At 46.6% G+C, this 16,365-nt stretch carries 17 protein-coding genes and 2 tRNA genes; 7 read left to right on the top strand and 12 right to left on the bottom strand.

Features of this window, described 5'->3' with window-relative positions; all coding sequences use genetic code 11:
- Window positions 1-2: 2 nt before the first annotated feature.
- Window positions 3-242 carry a DNA-directed RNA polymerase subunit H gene (locus tag QXF64_04025; GenBank protein MEM1689650.1) on the bottom strand — a complete coding sequence of 80 codons (240 nt, stop codon included), beginning with the start codon at window positions 240-242 and terminating at the stop codon, window positions 3-5.
- 19 nt (window positions 243-261) lie between these two features.
- Window positions 262-336 (bottom strand) — tRNA-Lys (locus tag QXF64_04020).
- A gap of 132 nt (window positions 337-468) precedes the next feature.
- On the opposite strand from QXF64_04020, the gene QXF64_04015 reads away from it, so the two are divergent.
- Together QXF64_04015 and QXF64_04010 are read left to right on the top strand one after the other, a co-directional pair.
- Complete coding sequence (locus QXF64_04015) at window positions 469-1,650, top strand: TrkA C-terminal domain-containing protein (protein MEM1689649.1); 1,182 nt, start codon at window positions 469-471, stop codon at window positions 1,648-1,650.
- Window positions 1,622-1,918 carry a hypothetical protein gene (locus QXF64_04010; protein ID MEM1689648.1) on the top strand — a complete coding sequence of 99 codons (297 nt, stop codon included), beginning with the start codon at window positions 1,622-1,624 and terminating at the stop codon, window positions 1,916-1,918. Before QXF64_04015 ends, QXF64_04010 begins: the two co-directional genes overlap by 29 nt.
- Here QXF64_04010 and cgi121 read toward each other — a convergent pair.
- Window positions 1,901-2,449 (bottom strand): KEOPS complex subunit Cgi121, encoded by a 549-nt coding sequence (gene cgi121, locus QXF64_04005; protein ID MEM1689647.1) that lies wholly within the window; start codon window positions 2,447-2,449, stop codon window positions 1,901-1,903. The genes QXF64_04010 and cgi121 overlap by 18 nt on opposite strands.
- Before the next feature lie 8 nt (window positions 2,450-2,457).
- Here cgi121 and QXF64_04000 point away from each other — a divergent pair, with 8 nt between their 5' ends.
- From QXF64_04000 to QXF64_03990, 3 genes are read left to right on the top strand one after another with little or no spacing between them, the layout of a single operon-like run.
- Window positions 2,458-3,060 (top strand): OB-fold nucleic acid binding domain-containing protein, encoded by a 603-nt coding sequence (locus tag QXF64_04000; protein MEM1689646.1) that lies wholly within the window; start codon window positions 2,458-2,460, stop codon window positions 3,058-3,060.
- Window positions 3,060-3,470 carry a translation initiation factor IF-2 subunit beta gene (locus tag QXF64_03995; protein MEM1689645.1) on the top strand — a complete coding sequence of 137 codons (411 nt, stop codon included), beginning with the start codon at window positions 3,060-3,062 and terminating at the stop codon, window positions 3,468-3,470. The genes QXF64_04000 and QXF64_03995 overlap by 1 nt, the downstream gene beginning before the upstream one ends.
- Window position 3,471: 1 nt before the next feature.
- Window positions 3,472-3,762 (top strand): DUF424 family protein, encoded by a 291-nt coding sequence (locus QXF64_03990; GenBank protein MEM1689644.1) that lies wholly within the window; start codon window positions 3,472-3,474, stop codon window positions 3,760-3,762.
- Between the two features lie 5 nt (window positions 3,763-3,767).
- Here the strand turns inward: QXF64_03990 and QXF64_03985 are convergent, their stop codons facing one another.
- From QXF64_03985 to QXF64_03945, 9 genes are all read right to left on the bottom strand, one after another.
- On the bottom strand, window positions 3,768-4,487 hold the full coding sequence (locus tag QXF64_03985) for a glucose-6-phosphate isomerase family protein (protein MEM1689643.1): 720 nt from the start codon (window positions 4,485-4,487) through the stop codon (window positions 3,768-3,770).
- A 10-nt stretch (window positions 4,488-4,497) separates the two neighbouring features.
- Window positions 4,498-5,286 (bottom strand): chorismate mutase, encoded by a 789-nt coding sequence (locus QXF64_03980; GenBank protein MEM1689642.1) that lies wholly within the window; start codon window positions 5,284-5,286, stop codon window positions 4,498-4,500.
- Complete coding sequence (locus QXF64_03975; GenBank protein MEM1689641.1) at window positions 5,264-6,148, bottom strand: shikimate kinase; 885 nt, start codon at window positions 6,146-6,148, stop codon at window positions 5,264-5,266. The genes QXF64_03980 and QXF64_03975 overlap by 23 nt, the downstream gene beginning before the upstream one ends.
- Entirely contained in the window at window positions 6,145-7,221 is a 1,077-nt protein-coding gene (gene aroC / locus QXF64_03970; protein ID MEM1689640.1) for a chorismate synthase, read from the bottom strand. Before aroC ends, QXF64_03975 begins: the two co-directional genes overlap by 4 nt.
- 69 nt (window positions 7,222-7,290) lie before the next feature.
- On the bottom strand, window positions 7,291-8,085 hold the full coding sequence (locus QXF64_03965) for a radical SAM protein (GenBank protein MEM1689639.1): 795 nt from the start codon (window positions 8,083-8,085) through the stop codon (window positions 7,291-7,293).
- Window positions 8,082-9,392: an Nre family DNA repair protein gene (locus QXF64_03960; GenBank protein ID MEM1689638.1), complete on the bottom strand. Its 1,311-nt coding sequence runs from the start codon at window positions 9,390-9,392 to the stop codon at window positions 8,082-8,084. The genes QXF64_03965 and QXF64_03960 overlap by 4 nt, the downstream gene beginning before the upstream one ends.
- Before the next feature lie 138 nt (window positions 9,393-9,530).
- Entirely contained in the window at window positions 9,531-12,770 is a 3,240-nt protein-coding gene (carB, locus tag QXF64_03955) for a carbamoyl-phosphate synthase large subunit (protein ID MEM1689637.1), read from the bottom strand.
- A complete protein-coding gene (carA, locus tag QXF64_03950) occupies window positions 12,731-13,867 on the bottom strand; it encodes a glutamine-hydrolyzing carbamoyl-phosphate synthase small subunit (GenBank protein ID MEM1689636.1) in 1,137 nt (378 codons plus the stop codon). Before carA ends, carB begins: the two co-directional genes overlap by 40 nt.
- 53 nt (window positions 13,868-13,920) lie before the next feature.
- Window positions 13,921-15,837 carry a beta-propeller domain-containing protein gene (locus tag QXF64_03945; GenBank protein MEM1689635.1) on the bottom strand — a complete coding sequence of 639 codons (1,917 nt, stop codon included), beginning with the start codon at window positions 15,835-15,837 and terminating at the stop codon, window positions 13,921-13,923.
- A 124-nt stretch (window positions 15,838-15,961) separates the two neighbouring features.
- Here QXF64_03945 and QXF64_03940 point away from each other — a divergent pair, with 124 nt between their 5' ends.
- Entirely contained in the window at window positions 15,962-16,168 is a 207-nt protein-coding gene (locus QXF64_03940; protein MEM1689634.1) for a hypothetical protein, read from the top strand.
- 67 nt (window positions 16,169-16,235) lie between these two features.
- Window positions 16,236-16,320 (top strand) — tRNA-Ser (locus tag QXF64_03935).
- Window positions 16,321-16,365 lie beyond the last annotated feature (45 nt).

Genomic DNA, 16,365 nt, shown 5'->3' with positions numbered 1-16,365 from the left:
GGCTATCCCTCCACAACGTATCTATAAATCACTATTTCACCGGCTGTTGGACTTTTTCTAGTTATCTTCACTATGTCACCTGGCTTTGCTCCTATCGCCTTAGCAACCGGATCACTACTTAGGAGTAGGGGGAGCTGATGGGGCTCTACCCGATATCGCTCAAGCACTTCTTTTGCCTCCTCCTGACTGAGAACTTCATGTTTCGGCACCAGTCTGTGTTTTGTTATTTCTATCTCTGCCATCTTTCCACTCTTCCCCCAGCGGGCCCGGCGGGATTCGAACCCGCGACTCCCGGCTTAAAAGGCCGGTGCGCTAGCCAGACTGCGCTACGGGCCCAAGAACGAGCTGGGAATCTCATTTAATATGTTTTTCGTTCTTTGAGAGTATATAAAACTTTCTAAACAGGGTTTTTGAATCAAACAACTTTAAACGGTTCCCAGATATCTACTTTATAGGGGGTCAAGGAAAGTGGACGAAAGCTATCCTCCCAATGTAAAGGACCTGCTTGTGGAGATGAAGGACCTCTCCGATCTTATGGTTGACTTGGCTTTTGCAGCCTTAGTTTTGGAAGATAGAGATCTAGCCAAGCAATTGAGCCAGCTGGAAGAAAAAATGAACCTTCTGATGTATCAGATAAGAGGAGTGGCGGCTGTTGTAACGAGAAAGCTGGACGAGGCAAAACACATAACAGGAATTCTGCAAGTTGCTGGAGCCGCAGAAGAAATCGCAAATGCCGTCGAAAGCATAGCGGATTTCATTCTCAGAGGGATGGAAATTCATCCCGTAGTTTTTGAGGCAATTGAAGGGGCGGACGAGAAAATTGCGGTTCTCGAAATAAAAGAGGATTCTCCAGTGGTCAACAGAAAAATAGGAGAGCTTTCGCTTCCGCCTACGCGGGGCGCTTGGCCTCTAGCTCTGAAAAGAGGAGACGAATGGATCATTCCGCCTACAAAGGAAACCGAACTCAGAAGTGGAGATGTTCTTATCTGTAAAGGCTCAGAAGAAAGCCTCAAAATTATCGGACAACTTGCCTGTCTCAAGCTTTGCTGTAGGGAAAGTAAGAGTGAATTGAAGGAGATAAGGAAAGCTCTAGCAAAAATGAGAGATTTGGTCGCGATAATGGTTGACATGGCATATTCATCGATCCTCTTCGGATCCAGGGAGATTGCACAAGAAGTCAGAGAAATGGAAATTGATTTCGACAAGTTGGACTATAAAATCAGACATGAAGTTCTGAAAGCTGCAAGGAAGGAGAGAAATCTCGAGAAGCTGAACAGCATATTGGAGCTGTTGAGATATATTGCGAGAATTTCGGACGCTGCGGATAGCATCGCCGACGTGGCGCTCAGATTCGAAGAAATTCATCCAGTCTTCAGAGAAGCTTTTGCAGAGTCACAGGAGAGTATAGGAAGAATTTCCGTCAAAGAAAATTCCGCCTTCGCAAACAAAACACTTGAAAAACTCAAACTCTGGGAGGTCATGGGCGTCTATGTGTTCATGATCAGAAGGGGGAGCAGACTTATCGTGGAACCACCTTCTAGGTTCAGAATAAAGGCTGGGGACATTCTTTTCGTCCGGGGTATGAAAAAAGAAGTCGATAAAGTGCTGGAGGTAGCAGAATATGCGAGCAGTATGGTGCAAAAATCTTGAAGATTTAGTCAACATTGCACGAGGCTTTGGATGGCTTTTCTATTTCGAGAAAAATGGAAGACACTATTATTACGTTTATGTTCCGCTAAATCACGAGACAATATGCCTAGTTACCGAGGTCAAAGAGCCGTTAGATGCTAAATATACTACGATAGATGACGATGGTAGCATAAAACTTTTGAAAGTCCCAATAACTCCTCTCTGTGTAAAAATCGTGGAAGTCATGGAAGATAAAATTTTCGAAGAAATCTTAAAGGAGAGAAAGTGAAGCGATTTTCTCCATAATCAGCTCTTCTATACTGGCCGCTTTCATCTCCTCTTTTGAAATTTTGAAAAGATTTCTAAGTCTTTTTTGCTTGGATGGATTCATCTTCAGAATTTCGAAATCTATTCGTATCTTTACTTGTCTCGATATCTTAGCAATCGCCTCTAGGGCGCCCTCCCTGCTTTCAGCCAAAGAGACGACAACAACACGTTTCGTTCTTGATGATATTCCAACTTTAGCGATCGCTTCAGAGATTTGATGGTCCGCCGCCGCATAGCAAAGAATTTCAAGCTCGAGCCTCCTTGTGAATCTTTTCCCTCTCTCCCATCCAGAAAGCGCCAGATATATGGCATGAAGAACGTGCGAGATGCCGGCCACCGAATCCGCGTCTAGAGCCTGAACTACAGCACCTGACCTCACATCGGAAAGTTGATTCATAAGAGACTCAACTGGTGAAAGCAGATGACCAGACATTATCGCCACGAATTTCCGTCCAATAGGGAAGACTTTAATCTCCTTCATGTGAATTTTCATTGGAGAAGATGTATTTCCCGGCATATAAAGTGAAAGCGGAAGACCTTCTGTTTGGAAAAGTTGAGGTCTCCGAGGAATCCGGACTTTCACTGATCACTCCTTGGGGAATAAAAATAAAAAGAGCTAGACTTCTAGGCACGGTGGTCGACAAGTATGTGAAAACCGACGGAACCTACGGTGTGATCAATGTGGATGATGGAAGCGGTGTTATAAGGGTGAAAGTTTGGCGTGAAGATTTGAAAATGATTGAAAACATCAAAGAAGGCGATATCGTGGATGTTATCGGAAGGATAAAGGAAAGAGACGGAGAAGTTTACATCACCCCCGATGTCATAATAAAAGTGACAGATCCAAATTTTGAGATTTTGAGAGAACTCGAAATACTAGAGGAGAGATGGAGATTGCTTAAAAGCGGTAAGAAACCAAACGAAGAGATTTCTTTAAAGGAGAGGATCGTAGAAGTCCTCAGACGGGAAAAGAAGAGAATGGGAGTAGAAGAGATCTCTAAACTTCTAGAAGCACCAATGGACGAAATCGAAAGATTGCTCAGGGAGTTACTGGCGGAAGGGAAGATTGTCGAGAGCGAAGTTGGAAAATTCGAGGTGATCTGATGATGGAAAGCTATGAAGAGCTTCTGGAGAGAGCTCTGCAGCAGACACCAAAAATCGTGCGTGAAACTTCAAGATTTCAGATACCTACCGCAGAAGTAACTACGGCTGGAAGTCTGACATATGTTAAAAACGTCAAGTCAATCGCCTCTTCGCTCAACAGAGAGCCGGAGCATCTTTCCCGATACTTGCTTAAGGAACTGGCAGCGGCGGGAGCTTACAAAGATGGCATCCTGGTTCTCCACGGGAAATTCTCGCAAGAGGCAATACAGTCTAGGATAGAGCAATACACGAAGGAATTCGTAATCTGCAGAGAGTGCGGAAAACCGGATACGCGGATAGAAAAAATGGGAAAGATTCCGGTTCTCCGATGTGAGGCCTGTGGGGCGAGAAATCCGCTGAGGAGTGTCTGAGTTGCCTCTGCTTCGAGTCATCAGGGTGCGTGAGGAAACAATCGTGGTGGTCTGTGACGCTGAGCTACTTGGGAAAAAATTCAGAAAAGGAAAGATTAAACTCGAAATCAAGGAATCGTTTTATCGCGGACGAGAAGCCAGCATGGAGGAATGCATAGAAGCGATAAAGGAGGCCACCATCGCAAATTTAATCGGATCAATAGTCGACCGAGCAATAGAGGAAAAACTCGTTGACCCCAAGTGTGTTCTGAAGTTCGGCAAGGTAAAGCATGCACAAATAGTCAAGGTCTAATCGAGCTATTTCAAACATTTTTCGAATATCTGTAGGAATTTCTCCGGATGATTGAGAAATGCCAGGTTTTCTGGTCTCTTTATCAGCTCGTACATCTCTTTGCCTTTGACTATCTCGAGTTCCGGAATTTCGGATGGTTTTCCAAATCTCAACTCTGGGATCTCTCCGTATTTAGGGTTCTTGATGAATCTGCCGTCGATGAGCTCGAAGTATGCCGCTCCCCCCATAAGGTTGAACTCTTGATAGAGTGATGTGAAGTCGCGGCTGACCCAGTTTGCCATCCTGAGCGGTTCGTCGGTCGGATTTATTGTGACATGGCCATAGTTGGGCGGTATTATGACTTTGTCTCCGGCTTCCGCCTCGATTAAAATTACGTCGATTATTTTCCCTTTCTCTTTCCTCTGGAGGAGATAATGGGCTTTCCCTTCTTGAACCTCATAGATTTCCGGATATGTGAGGTTTGGACAACACTCAGGATGATAATGTCCCTGCGTTTTGACAAACTCCACGCCCATTTTCCTCGGCGGTATGATCGTTATATCGTATCTGAGCCTATTCCGCAATATAGTTTCTCTGTCCTCATCCATCCATAGGTCACGAAACATGTAATAGAGTTCAGCATCCAAATTTTTCTCGAGCCACTCTTTGTCAAATATGACTTCTGCCATATCCGCTGCTTTTCTCACAGAGGCTTCCCGTTCGACGTCTCCAAATTTCAGCCTCATAACCACCACTTCAGTAAATGATCACGCTTCTTATGTATGGAAGCTCCCGCAGGGCTTCCAAAACTTCAGCACGCAGAGGTTGGTCTGTGATTATCGTCAACTTGGGCTGGGGAGTAAGTTTGGGATCATCGGCTACGACTTGCCTTATGCTCATACCAAATTTCGCGATTTTTTCGGCCACATCCCTGACGATGCCGGGCCTAGTAGCATCCTCCGGGATTATCTCTAAAACCCCCATGCCCATCGCCTTCGCTGCTCCGCGCAGATAAGCCACAGGTTCAAGGGCAGAAAAGATTTTTCTTAACATATCGTCAGAAAGTATCCTCTCTGCAACCTGTTCGACAACGCGCCTGTCCACCCCGACTTCTTTGGCTATCTGGACTGCTGGGACTTTCATTGGCCCACAACAAATCTCTCCATTCTCGTTTACCCTGAGTCCATATCGCAACATCAGCCTTACGACTTTGAATTGTGCTGGATAGTCTTTAAATTTCTTTTCTAATATCCTCCAAACCTCCGGTGGTTCGAGTCTTTCTCTTTCTTTTTCCCAGCTGTGGGCGATCAAAAGCCTGATCAGGCTTTCGGCGAAGCTCGAGTCAATTCCGAGGTTTTTTGCGGTTTCTTTCGCCCTTGCGATTATCTCAAGCTCACGCGCCGTGTCAGTCAGAGGTAAGTTTTTCTTTTGTTTTATTTCCGCAATCTCCTTTGCTATTTCGGTCCTCCGTTTCACAAGCTCTAGGATCTGCTTGTCTATTTCATCGATCTTTTTTCTGAGATCAGCGATTTCCTGCGATTTCATCCGAAATCCACCTCCGGGCCGGCGATGTTATTATAATTCTCCCTCCCAAACTCTTCCATTTCTTAGCCACTTCCGCTATTTTTTCAGGGGTACCTATAGCTACCGTGGCCGGACCCTTACCCGTTAGACCGGCGGCTGAAACTCCCGATGAAAGAGCCAAAAAGGTCGGGGCGAGATCGTGCTTTAGAACCGAGGCGTAAAGAATTCCATTCAACGTCATTGCCGTCCAAATTTCACCTTCTAAGGCCATTTGATGAACCTTTTCTATACCTTCCGCTATTGAGGAAAAATCCATTCCACGCAAAGAACCGCTGTAAAGCTTCTTTCCCCGCGGAATGTGGATGGCTACTTTTAGCGATGGGTCTACCTCGAAGGTTTTAAGAATTCTTCTTTCCTCGTTATCGGTGATAACGCCGCAGGCGAGCAAGGAAGCTGCAGCATCATCAAACGCTCCTGTCACTGTCACTCCTGATTCGATTGCTACCTTCACACCTATTTCAAGAACTTCCTGCGGTTCGAGTTTCTCACCGAGAGCCATCAGGGTTGCTAAGACTGCCGCGTTCGCTGCTGCACTACTGCTCGAGAGTCCAACCGCAACGGGAATATCAGAATATGTGATAACTCTAGCTCCAAGATTGTCCGCTCCAAATTTTTTCAAAACTTCTTTGACACAAAGCTCAATAAGCCTCGGCGATTCCTTCATTCCAACTACTCTTCCTTTCACACCTCTGAAAGATGAACTTAGTTTTACTCTGGCCTCAAGCCAAAGATCCACGCCAAATGCTGCACCCTTTCCCGTGCTCATCGCGTTGACTACGGTTGCCGATGCGCATGCAAACCCAACTCCGGAAAGGCTCGTCATAGCTCCAGCCTGACAGGAGTTATCTCTCCAACTCTCATCATATGATCTACTATGACTATCGCCATCATCGCCTCTGCCACGGGAATCACACGGGGACAAAGATTTGGATCGAACCTACCCTTCAGCCTGATTTCCGTTTCCTCCAAAGTTTCCAGATCTACTGTTCGTTGTGGTAAAGCGATCGAGGCTGGAGGCTTTACTGTCAGCCTGACAACTATAGGCATACCAGTCGAAATTCCACCAAGAATTCCCCCAGCCTTGTTTGTGAGCGTCACTATCTTTCCATCCTTCACGAAGATCGGATCGTTAGCTTCCGAGCCAAACATTCTTGCAAAGTTCTTTCCTTCACCAATCTCCACAGCTTTGACGGCACCTATCGACATCATGGCGTGAGCTATTTCAGCGTCAAGCTTGTCGAAGACCGGTTCGCCGAGTCCGGGTGGAACGTTGATCGCAATTATCTCGACTATCCCACCCGTGCTATCCCCTCTCTTTGCAGCGGCCAATACTGCTTCCATCATCTCTTTCCCGACCTCCAAGTCGGCACACCTCATCGGATTCTTCTCAACGTTTTCCATTATTTCCTCGAGAGTTGGTTGCCTTCTGACAGAAATCCCTGCCGCCTCCACCGTATGGCCCAAGATCTTTACACCTTTGAGGGAAAGAAGCTTTTTTGCGATTGCTCCGGCTGCGACCCTACCAACGGTCTCCCTAGCAGAAGCCCTACCACCTCCGCGATAATCAACGTGTCTGAACTTCAACCAGTAAGTGAGATCTGCATGCCCGGGCCTCGGTTTCGTTTTTATTTCTTCATATGGAGCCGAATCCACATCTTCGTTCCAAACGAGCATAGAGATCGGCGTGCCTATCGTCTTGCCCTGGAAAACTCCTGAGAGAATCTCCACTCTGTCTCTCTCCACTCTTGGGCTCACCACTTCGGAGGTGCCTGGGCGCCTCCTGTCAAGCTCTTTCTGGATATCCTCCTCCGAGAGAGGGAGACCTGCAGGCACACCGTCCACAACAACTCCTACAGCCCTACCGTGGCTTTCCCCCCAAGTTGTTACTCTAAAAATCTTACCAAAGGTGTTCCCGCCCAGCTAACCACCCCTTTCTTCTCTCTTTTTGGGTTTCTAAAGCCTTGCCTAAACATGCGTGAAAGCAGGTTCGCAACGAATTCCCTGATCTTTGCACATTCTCTCGATCTTTCTCGCAGTCTTTTCCCACCAGTTGGTGGTAAGCAAGCTCAGAAAATCAGAACTCCCCAAAACCTTCGAGAGCCTCTCCTCAACACCCCGCTTCAGGTTCAGCTTGTCGTAAATCACCAGACTGCCGGTTTTCTTTGCAACTTCGATCACTGCTGAGAGGCTTTCCTCGGAATCGTTCACTCCCGGGATGACTGGGCCCAAAAACAACCATCTCCTGACTTGGCGATGGGAAAGCTCTTCAAGAATCTGGGCCCTCGCGTCTGGTGGACTCGCCCTCGGTTCTATCTTTCTGGCCAAGTCATTGTCAAGCGTGGTAATCGTCACCCCTATCTCGTCCCTTTTCCTATTCAACAAATCGACATCTCTAAGGACAAGATCCGACTTCGTCTGAATGCAGAGATTGAACTTTTCGTCTTTCAAAATCTCCAGAGATTTCCGCGTTATTCCCGCATTTTTCTCCACCGGCTGGTATGGATCACATACTGTTCCAATGCCGATGAATCCGGGCTTAATTTTCGCTATTTCCTTCTCAAGTAGGCTAGGTAGGTTTTCCTTGATGAAAACGAAGTTTCCCCAATTTCTTATGTAATCTTCTCTCCGGAGAACCGCCGGCGAATAGCAGTAAGCACAACTATGCTCGCAGCCTACATAGGGGTTCAATGCGTAATCGAGGCCAGGAAGTCTGCTTGGAGAAATCGCCTTCCGGCATTTCACAAGCGAGTATTCCGTCATTTTCTCAAAAACTCCGTAATTCTCTTCTGAAACAGCGAGCGACGCAGTAGGTAACTTGCTCTCACCCAGTCGTCCAAAGAAATCGTGAGACTGCTCATCGCATGACGCAAGGCGCTCGCAAAATTGTCAAAAACAGCTGGTGGCTGTGAGAGCATTTTTCTGACACATTCCCTTACAAACCAAACGCCGACTGGGAGAAGATAACCCGGATGAATTTCGCGCATGACGAGGGCCGACGCTTGCCTTCTCTCATTTGCAAGACTCTCGGCTACCGCCAGTCTGCAAGCATAATAACAACCGCCAATGTCCGGATATGTTGTTCGACCTTCATAGGTTTCGTAGTCTCCCATCACAGCTGGACGGCCGATTTTTTCTGGATTCCATGTTGTTCCAGGGAACCAGGCTTCAATCCATTCAAAGCTCCATTTCTTCTCTGGCATCAAAATAGCCGCAAACCTGTTGTCCATATGAGAGAAAGTATAGACCCTGAACTCGTCTATAGTCGGAAACTCCTTTATTTTCTCGATAAGATGCTGGGAGATTATTGAATCAACAGCTGTTATGCTCCACCTAGTCGGAACGAGCTTTCTCTGCGATTTCAGACCAAACATTCCCAAACTGAAGGTTCTCTGGATAGCGCTTACCATGACTCCGCGTTCATAAAGTTCTATCACGGCCTCGGCAGCCCGCAAATCTTTATCCGCGTGAGCTTTTTCTATCCGCCAATCGGTGTAAATGTTCGAACAAAGATGAAAATTTTTCATCGGGGCTGAAGGACCAAATGGCTGAATGTCGCTACCCAGCGTAAGAATCATTTTGGGAATCCTCTCAAGAACCACCTCAGATTCGGCTGGAGATTTACCCATGGCGAGCTCTTGCATCTGTCTGATGAACTCGCTCTCGGTTGAATGCACATCGGCACGGACTTTTCCTCTTATAAGCGCAAACCGGTAATCTACGATTTCCTGCAGTTCCTTTCCGAGCCATCGTTCCGGCGTATCGAGTATAGCCGTATCGCCGGTGAATGGCGGAACCATCGGCCCGACGTAGACTTTCGGGTAACCTATCCTGCCAACGAAGACGCCTGGTGGAGATGAACCGTGAATCTCTGGCGAAGTTATTCTCAGCGAAGTTTTGGCCAAATATTGGACTCTGAGCAGAACTGGACAACTTTTCTTTCCACAAAGTCCGCGTCCTCCTCTGCAGAGAAGACAAAGAGAGACGGATCTTCGAATGGCTGGTTTGACCACAGATAACTGAGAAAGTATACTTTTGGGCAGAATGTCAGAGAGCCAGCTTGCTTCCATCGATAAATCCTAGAAGTTTGCGGATAATCTACTTTCTGTTTGGGGGTCCCGGAATGTTTTCATTCAGCAAGTGACGCAGATGTTTGCACTAAAGCTCGCCAACAAGCTCAGGTAGATTAAGTATGCTGTTTAACGTGTTCAAGCGACGATTTTTGACATTGCATGATACTCGTTGAGAGATTGTATTGTTATCTTTCCTTTTCTCATGTCCTCAATTGCCAAAACCGCGGCCGTTGCAGCCTCTATCGTTGTGATGTATGGAATCCCGAAATCTATTGCCGCTCTGCGGATTTGATAACCATCTCTGGCCGGATCTCTTCCTACTGTCGGGATGTTTATTATGAGGTCCACCTTTCTGCTCTTGATGAGATCGAGAACGTTTGGAGAGCCTTGCGAGACTTTTAAAATAACTTTTGCTGGTATGCCTGCGGCACGCAAAGCGTTTGCAGTTCCCTCTGTTGCCACGATTTCAAATCCAAGCTCTTGAAATTTTTTGGCCACAGGAATTATTTTTTCCTGTTCACCTTTTCGCACGCTTAGGAAAACCGTGCCTGAGGCGGGTAGCGCGTTTCCTGCGGCGAGCTCGGCTTTAAAGAATGCTCTTCCCCAGTTTACATCTATTCCCATCACTTCACCGGTAGATTTCATTTCGGGACCTAAAACCGGATCCACACCGGGTAACTTTTGGAACGGAAAAACAGATTCCTTGACAGCAAAATGATTTAGTTTCAATCTTCCAGAAATTCCTAGCTCACGAAGTTTTTTGCCGAGCATCACTTTCATAGCTACTTTTGCCATGGGAATTCCTGTGGTCTTGCTTACGAACGGTACTGTTCTGCTTGCCCTTGGATTTATCTCAAGAACGTAAACAGTCCCATCTTTAACAGCCATTTGAACATTGATGAGACCTACCACCTTGAGTTCTTTAGCTATCTTGGTCACATATTCTCTGACCACCTCAATCGTTTTTTGATCCAGCGTTCTGGGTGGAATCGTGCAAGCGCTGTCTCCAGAGTGAATGCCCGCTTCCTCGATGTGCTCCATTATTTCGGGAATAAAAACCTCTTCACCATCCGAAACGGCATCAATGTCAAGCTCTACCGCATCCTGGAGAAACTTGTCTACCAAAACTGGATGCTCTGGGGATGCGAGAACGGCTTCTTCGAAGTATTTTCTCAGTTCGTTCTCATCGTGAACTATCTGCATGGCTCTCCCTCCAAGAACATAGGATGGTCTCACAAGGACGGGATATTCGATTTCATTTGCTATTTTTACCGCTTCATCGACAGACTTTGCGCAACCATATGGCGCCTGTGGAATTCCAAGCTTTTTAAGAAGCTGTGTGCAGCGCTCCCTATCTTCAGCGATGTCTATGCTCTCTGAAGACGTGCCAAGAATTGGGACACCAGCGTTTGCGAGTTTAACGGCGAGGTTGAGAGGAGTCTGCCCACCAAACTGTAAAACTACGCCAATGGGCTGTTCCTTTTCTACTATGTTCATCACGTCCTCAAAAGTCAAAGGTTCGAAATAGAGCTTGTCTGATGTGTCATAGTCTGTGCTGACCGTCTCTGGATTGCAGTTAATCATTATCGTTTCGTATCCTTCCTCCCTAGCAGCCAGTACCCCATGGACACAACAATAGTCAAACTCTATTCCCTGTCCTATTCTGTTCGGGCCGGAACCGAGAATTACAACCTTCTTTCGTTTGCTAACTCTTGAATCATCACCGTCTTCGTATGTTGAATAATAATAAGGCGTTTCTGCGTCGAATTCTGCTGCGCAAGTGTCGACAAACTTGAAGGTAGGTAAAATACCCCATTTTTTTCTAAGCTTACGGATCGTCATTTCGTCGGTTCCGAGAAGATAGGCGATTTGATAGTCTGAAAAACCCAGTCTTTTCGCTTCTCTTAGCAGCTGCGGGTCTATTGTCTCGATTGTTCTTTTGCTCAGCTCCTCCTCCATTTTTGCTATGTTCTTCAGCTTCTGCAGGAACCATTTATCTATGTAGGTAAGCTTGTAGACTTCTTCAACATCCATCAATTTCAGAGCATCATAAAGCATGAAGATCCTGTTGTTTCCACCTCTTGGTCTCGAGTAATGGAGCATACGCTTGAGCATATCTACGTCTGTGTAGGACTTTCTGCCATCCGCGCATATTCCCATTCTTCCGATTTCAAGAGATCTTATCGCTTTTTGAAGACTCTCCTCAAAAGTTCTACCAATGGCCATAACCTCGCCGACGCTCTTCATCTGAGTAGTGAGAGTATCATCTGCAGTTGGGAATTTCTCAAAGTTCCAGCGGGGGATTTTTACAACGACGTAGTCTATCGTGGGTTCAAAACAGGCGGGGGTTTTCTTTGTTATGTCGTTTGGGATTTCGTCAAGGGTTAAACCGACCGCCAGTTTAGCTGCGATTTTTGCTATCGGAAATCCGGTTGCTTTCGAAGCCAGAGCAGAACTGCGTGAAACTCTTGGATTTATCTCTATGACCCTAAATTCTCCGGTTTCTGGATGAACCGCAAACTGAATGTTTGAGCCTCCAGTTTCCACACCGATCTCACGAATGACAGCAATCGAAGCATCTCTGAGAATCTGATATTCTCTATTTGAAAGAGTCTGAGCTGGAGCAACCGTTATGGAGTCTCCCGTGTGTATACCCATTGGATCAAAGTTTTCGATCGAGCAGACTATAACGACGTTGTCGGCTAGATCCCTCATCACCTCAAACTCGTATTCCTTCCAGCCGAGAAGGGCCTCGTCAATTATGACCTGGTGAATTCTGCTTAGTTCCAAGCCTCTGGAAACTATCCGTCTGAGTTCCTCGTCGTTAAAAGCTATTCCTCCACCTGTTCCTCCAAGCGTGAAGGCTGGCCTCACGACAACCGGATAACCAAGACGTCTGGCAACGCTCAGAGCCTGCGAAACAGAATTAACGGTTTCACCGTCTGGACATTTTAGACCAATTTTTTCCATCGAGCGTTTGAAGAGCTCTCTATCTTCGCCTTTCATTATGGCTTCTGCTTTCGCGCCGATAAGCTCCACTCCTTCCTGCTGTAGAATGCCCCTTTCCCAAAGTTCTGCTGCTATATTGAGTCCTGTTTGGCCACCAAGAGTAGGCAGAAGAGCATCAGGCTTTTCTCTTTTTATGATCTCCGCAACGATTTCTGGTGTGAGAGGCTCAATATAGATTTTGTCAGCCATTTCCGGATCCGTCATTATAGTTGCAGGATTCGAGTTCACTAGTACAACCTCGTAGCCTAGGCTTCTGAGAGCTTTACAAGCCTGCGAACCGGAATAATCGAATTCTGCAGCTTGACCGATTACTATTGGTCCACTTCCTATGACGAGAATTTTCCTGATGTCTGTACGCTTTGGCATTCCTTCCACCTCTTGATGAACCTAGCTACCTCATCGAAGAAAAATAGGGTATCGTTTGGACCCGGTGAAGCCTCTGGGTGATACTGAACCGAAAACAGCGGAATCTCCGTGTGCTCGATTCCTTCCACCGTCCAATCGTTTGGGTTTAGTTGGGTGACACGTAGACCTGTTCCATCGAGAGAATTTTCGTCAACTGCGAAACCGTGGTTTTGAGAGCTGATGAAAACTCTTCCGGTTTTTAAATCTTTTACTGGTTGGTTTATTCCCCTGTGACCGAATTTGAGTTTGAAAGTTTTTGCTCCACAAGCCAGAGCGAGAAGTTGATGACCTAGACATATTCCGATGAGTGGTAAGCTGCCCAAAAGTTTCTTCACCGTCTCTATCGTTTCCTTCACCCTTGCCGGGTCTCCAGGACCGTTCGAAAGAAAGACACCGTCTGGACGCATCTCCAAGATTTCGTCTGCCGGTGTATCGAAGGGGACTATTGTGAAATTTATCTTCCTCTTTAGGAGAGAATTGATTATACTCTGCTTGACGCCGCAGTCGATAAGAACTACTTCTAGATCTCCGCCCACGTCTATTCTTGTTTTCTCCTTGCGGCTAACCAGAGGAACTAGATCCCTCTCCGTTATATGCGGTTGTTCCTTAGCCTTCTTTAGGATTTCCTGAGGATCTGGTTCGTCTTTTTCTTCGAAGACCGCAAGAGCACTTTTCATCGTTCCGTATTCGCGGATTTTCAGGGTTAGCGCTCTCGTGTCCACACCTTCAATGCCCGGAATTCCTTCCCTTTCGAGGAATTCTGAAATTGTCATAATGGATTTCGGATGACTTGGGGTTTTGCATGCTTCTCGGACAACAAAACCTTCCGCTTTTATCGAATCCGACTCGTGCCACTCTGGAGAATAACCGTAGTTTCCTATGAGAGGATACGTCATCATCAGAATTTGCCCTTTGTAGGATGGGTCAGTGAGAGCCTCAACGTAGCCAACCATTGCCGTGTTGAAAACTATTTCACCTATTGCCTCTCCGCAGGCTCCAAAACCCAATCCTCTGACTACTGTGCCGTCTTCAAGTGCCAGAATTGCCTTCTTAACCAAGACCCTTTCTATCCTTTTCTTGCCTTCGCTTATAAACCTTGTGAACAGCGACGTTACTCAAACACTACCTCACTGACCTTTTGCCACGTGTTTTCATCAAAGACAACTATGCCGCGCGAACCTATTAGGTAGAGAAAGTCATCCAAATAAACCGCCCTGCTGATTTCCGAAATTTCTGTCTTCAACACCTGGCTGATTTTGGCGTTTTCGTATGAGAAGACATATCCGTTCTGTCCTGCGGGGAGGAAGAAAACCTTGTGGTCTGGATCGAGCAGAAAAGCGTGGTGAGTCTCAAGAACGTCCGACCAGTATTCGTCAAGAATCGTTTTGTCAAGCTCGACTGGTTGCGAGGACTCTGAAACATCGAAGAGGGAGATTTTAACATTCAAGTTTTCCCTTCCGATGCCCAAGATGAGATTTTCCGTTATCGGGTGAAGGTAGGAGGAATAGCCAGGAATTTTAAGCTCACCTGTAAGTCGTGGATTTGCTGGATCCGATAGATTTAGGACGTAGAATGGATCCGTTTCCCTGAAGGTGACGATATATCCTTTCTCTCCGATGAATCTAACTGAGTATATTCTCTCCGTCAGACCGAGATCTTTTACTGATCCAACTACTTTAAGTTCCCCATCCAGAATGTAGACGTCGTTCGCACTCTGCACGCTGCCAAACATCCAGATGAATGGTTCTATGGTCGTAGCCAAGCGCAGATATCCGTTGAACTCGTCGAGAGAGAACTGATTGAGGGGATATCCCGGCACCCTTCCTTGCGCCACTATTCCAAAGCTTTCAAGATCCACTTTGATTATTCCAGTGAGTTGTAGATCTCTCGCCCTTTCTGCGAAGTAGTTCTCCGCTCGTGCGGAAATCTCCCTAAGGTATGGCTCGAGAATTGTTTCCAACTCGAAAAGTTTTGCCTCTTCGCTGATTTCCAAGGCTATCAGCTTATCTATTCTCAGCATGTCGTCGCTCGAAAGAATGTCACCACACTTTTCCTTGATGAAGCGATGGTACGTCTCGAGCGGAGATGGGTAGTACGTGTAAGTTATGTAAAGAGCGTTCTGGGACATATAAACGATGGAGGTCCCAGAAGAACCGACGAAGGAAAGCTTATTTGTTATCTTGCCCTGCATCGGGTCCAAGGTCGCCGCGGTGAAGAGAGCATCTACTGGAATCCGTTCCACTGGTCTATAGATTTCCGAGACACCTATGGTGACGGCCTCGTTCTCTGATCTGATCAGAGTCAATGGAAAATCGATATCTGGGTAAACAAAAGTCTGCGTAACGAGATATATCACTCCCCGGTAAAGCCTTGCCGCGATAATCGAGCCATTAACCTCAATGCTCCAGGTCTCGACCGGGGAGTCGGGATTGGACACGTCATAACCTGTGATTTCGCTTCCGGAGAAAATCACAAGAACATTGTCAACCAAGAGCATGTCTCCTGTTTTGTCTATCTTCGATATGACGGAGATGTTTTCAGGGGGGAAAGCTCTGACGATATGGGTCTGCGGGTATTGAAATTCTGGGAACTCTGCGCGGAAACCAGGAATCCACCAGACGTAAAACAACGGGGGTGGTGAGAAATATATGTTCACGCCGTCGGTTTTCACTATGTCTGGCTCGTCTATGCCGGCTACCTGAACGTTCGTCGTCGATATTCTTTCTGGTATCGCGGCTAGTCCACCTTCAAGTCCGACATCCCTGACTGAAAAAGAGGCTGTAAACGTTCTGGGGAGATAGTTGAGCAGCCAGCTCGAGCTCAAGAGATAGCTGCGGAACTCTGACTCGGAAGAAAATTTGGTCAACCCGAATGTTGTTTTAACGACGGGGGATCGGAGAAATCTGTATGAGCCGATAAAGGCGACTATCATAACAACGACGACTGTGGCCAGAAGCGTGTATCTTAAGTGTCTTCCAGGGCTTAGATTTCTTACCCGTTTCTCCCACTTTCGGTAGTCCTCGACCATTTTTACCGGTTTAAGGTTTGTTGACTGCTGTGTATATACACAATCTGTCACGAAAACGTTGCCAAAAATGTGCACATTGGCGGAGCAGTTTCGTATTTAAATTTTGCGAAAACGATGAGTATTCGTGAAGCTAAAAAAGAAATCATTGAAAAATCCAATTCCGCTTGAGGACATTTTTGTAGAGCCTAAAAATCAGAAACTAGTGGTGTATCTTCCGCCCACCGTGAAGAACATCTTGGAGGAGCTGGCAAGGGAATCAAACGTCAAAACGACCACGTGCGTTCTCTACATTATCATAAAACAACTCAAAGAGCTCGGATTTCTGAAATGAGTTGGTAGGAACCTTTCCTCTGTCTTTCATTTAACCTTTATTGTCTAGCTAAGCGATGTTTTTATGAGCCGGGGTAGCCAAGCCAGGTAAGGCGCACGCCTTGAGAGCGTGTGGCCCGTTGGGCCTCGTGGGTTCAAATCCCACCCCCGGCGCATGTCCTCGACGAACTTAGGTGGAAGAGCAGCAACTGCCGACCG

This window comes from Candidatus Hadarchaeales archaeon, from assembly GCA_038823825.1.
Lineage (GTDB): Archaea > Hadarchaeota > Hadarchaeia > Hadarchaeales > Hadarchaeaceae > JAVZGN01.
Note: the sequence above shows the minus strand (reverse complement) of the source record. Positions and strands in the feature narration are given on the sequence as shown.

Excerpts from the sequence above, each read along its gene's own strand:
- QXF64_04025 (MEM1689650.1), bottom strand. The coding sequence starts at position 242 with ATGGCAGAGATAGAAATAACAAAACACAGACTGGTGCCGAAACATGAA.
- QXF64_04010 (MEM1689648.1), top strand. The coding sequence starts at position 1,622 with ATGCGAGCAGTATGGTGCAAAAATCTTGAAGATTTAGTCAACATTGCA.
- cgi121 (MEM1689647.1), bottom strand. The coding sequence starts at position 2,449 with ATGAAAATTCACATGAAGGAGATTAAAGTCTTCCCTATTGGACGGAAA.
- QXF64_04000 (MEM1689646.1), top strand. The coding sequence starts at position 2,458 with ATGTATTTCCCGGCATATAAAGTGAAAGCGGAAGACCTTCTGTTTGGA.
- QXF64_03995 (MEM1689645.1), top strand. The coding sequence starts at position 3,060 with ATGATGGAAAGCTATGAAGAGCTTCTGGAGAGAGCTCTGCAGCAGACA.
- QXF64_03985 (MEM1689643.1), bottom strand. The coding sequence starts at position 4,487 with ATGAGGCTGAAATTTGGAGACGTCGAACGGGAAGCCTCTGTGAGAAAA.
- QXF64_03980 (MEM1689642.1), bottom strand. The coding sequence starts at position 5,286 with ATGAAATCGCAGGAAATCGCTGATCTCAGAAAAAAGATCGATGAAATA.
- QXF64_03975 (MEM1689641.1), bottom strand. The coding sequence starts at position 6,148 with ATGACGAGCCTTTCCGGAGTTGGGTTTGCATGCGCATCGGCAACCGTA.
- QXF64_03965 (MEM1689639.1), bottom strand. The coding sequence starts at position 8,085 with ATGACGGAATACTCGCTTGTGAAATGCCGGAAGGCGATTTCTCCAAGC.
- QXF64_03960 (MEM1689638.1), bottom strand. The coding sequence starts at position 9,392 with ATGGAAGCAAGCTGGCTCTCTGACATTCTGCCCAAAAGTATACTTTCT.
- carB (MEM1689637.1), bottom strand. The coding sequence starts at position 12,770 with ATGCCAAAGCGTACAGACATCAGGAAAATTCTCGTCATAGGAAGTGGA.
- QXF64_03945 (MEM1689635.1), bottom strand. The coding sequence starts at position 15,837 with ATGGTCGAGGACTACCGAAAGTGGGAGAAACGGGTAAGAAATCTAAGC.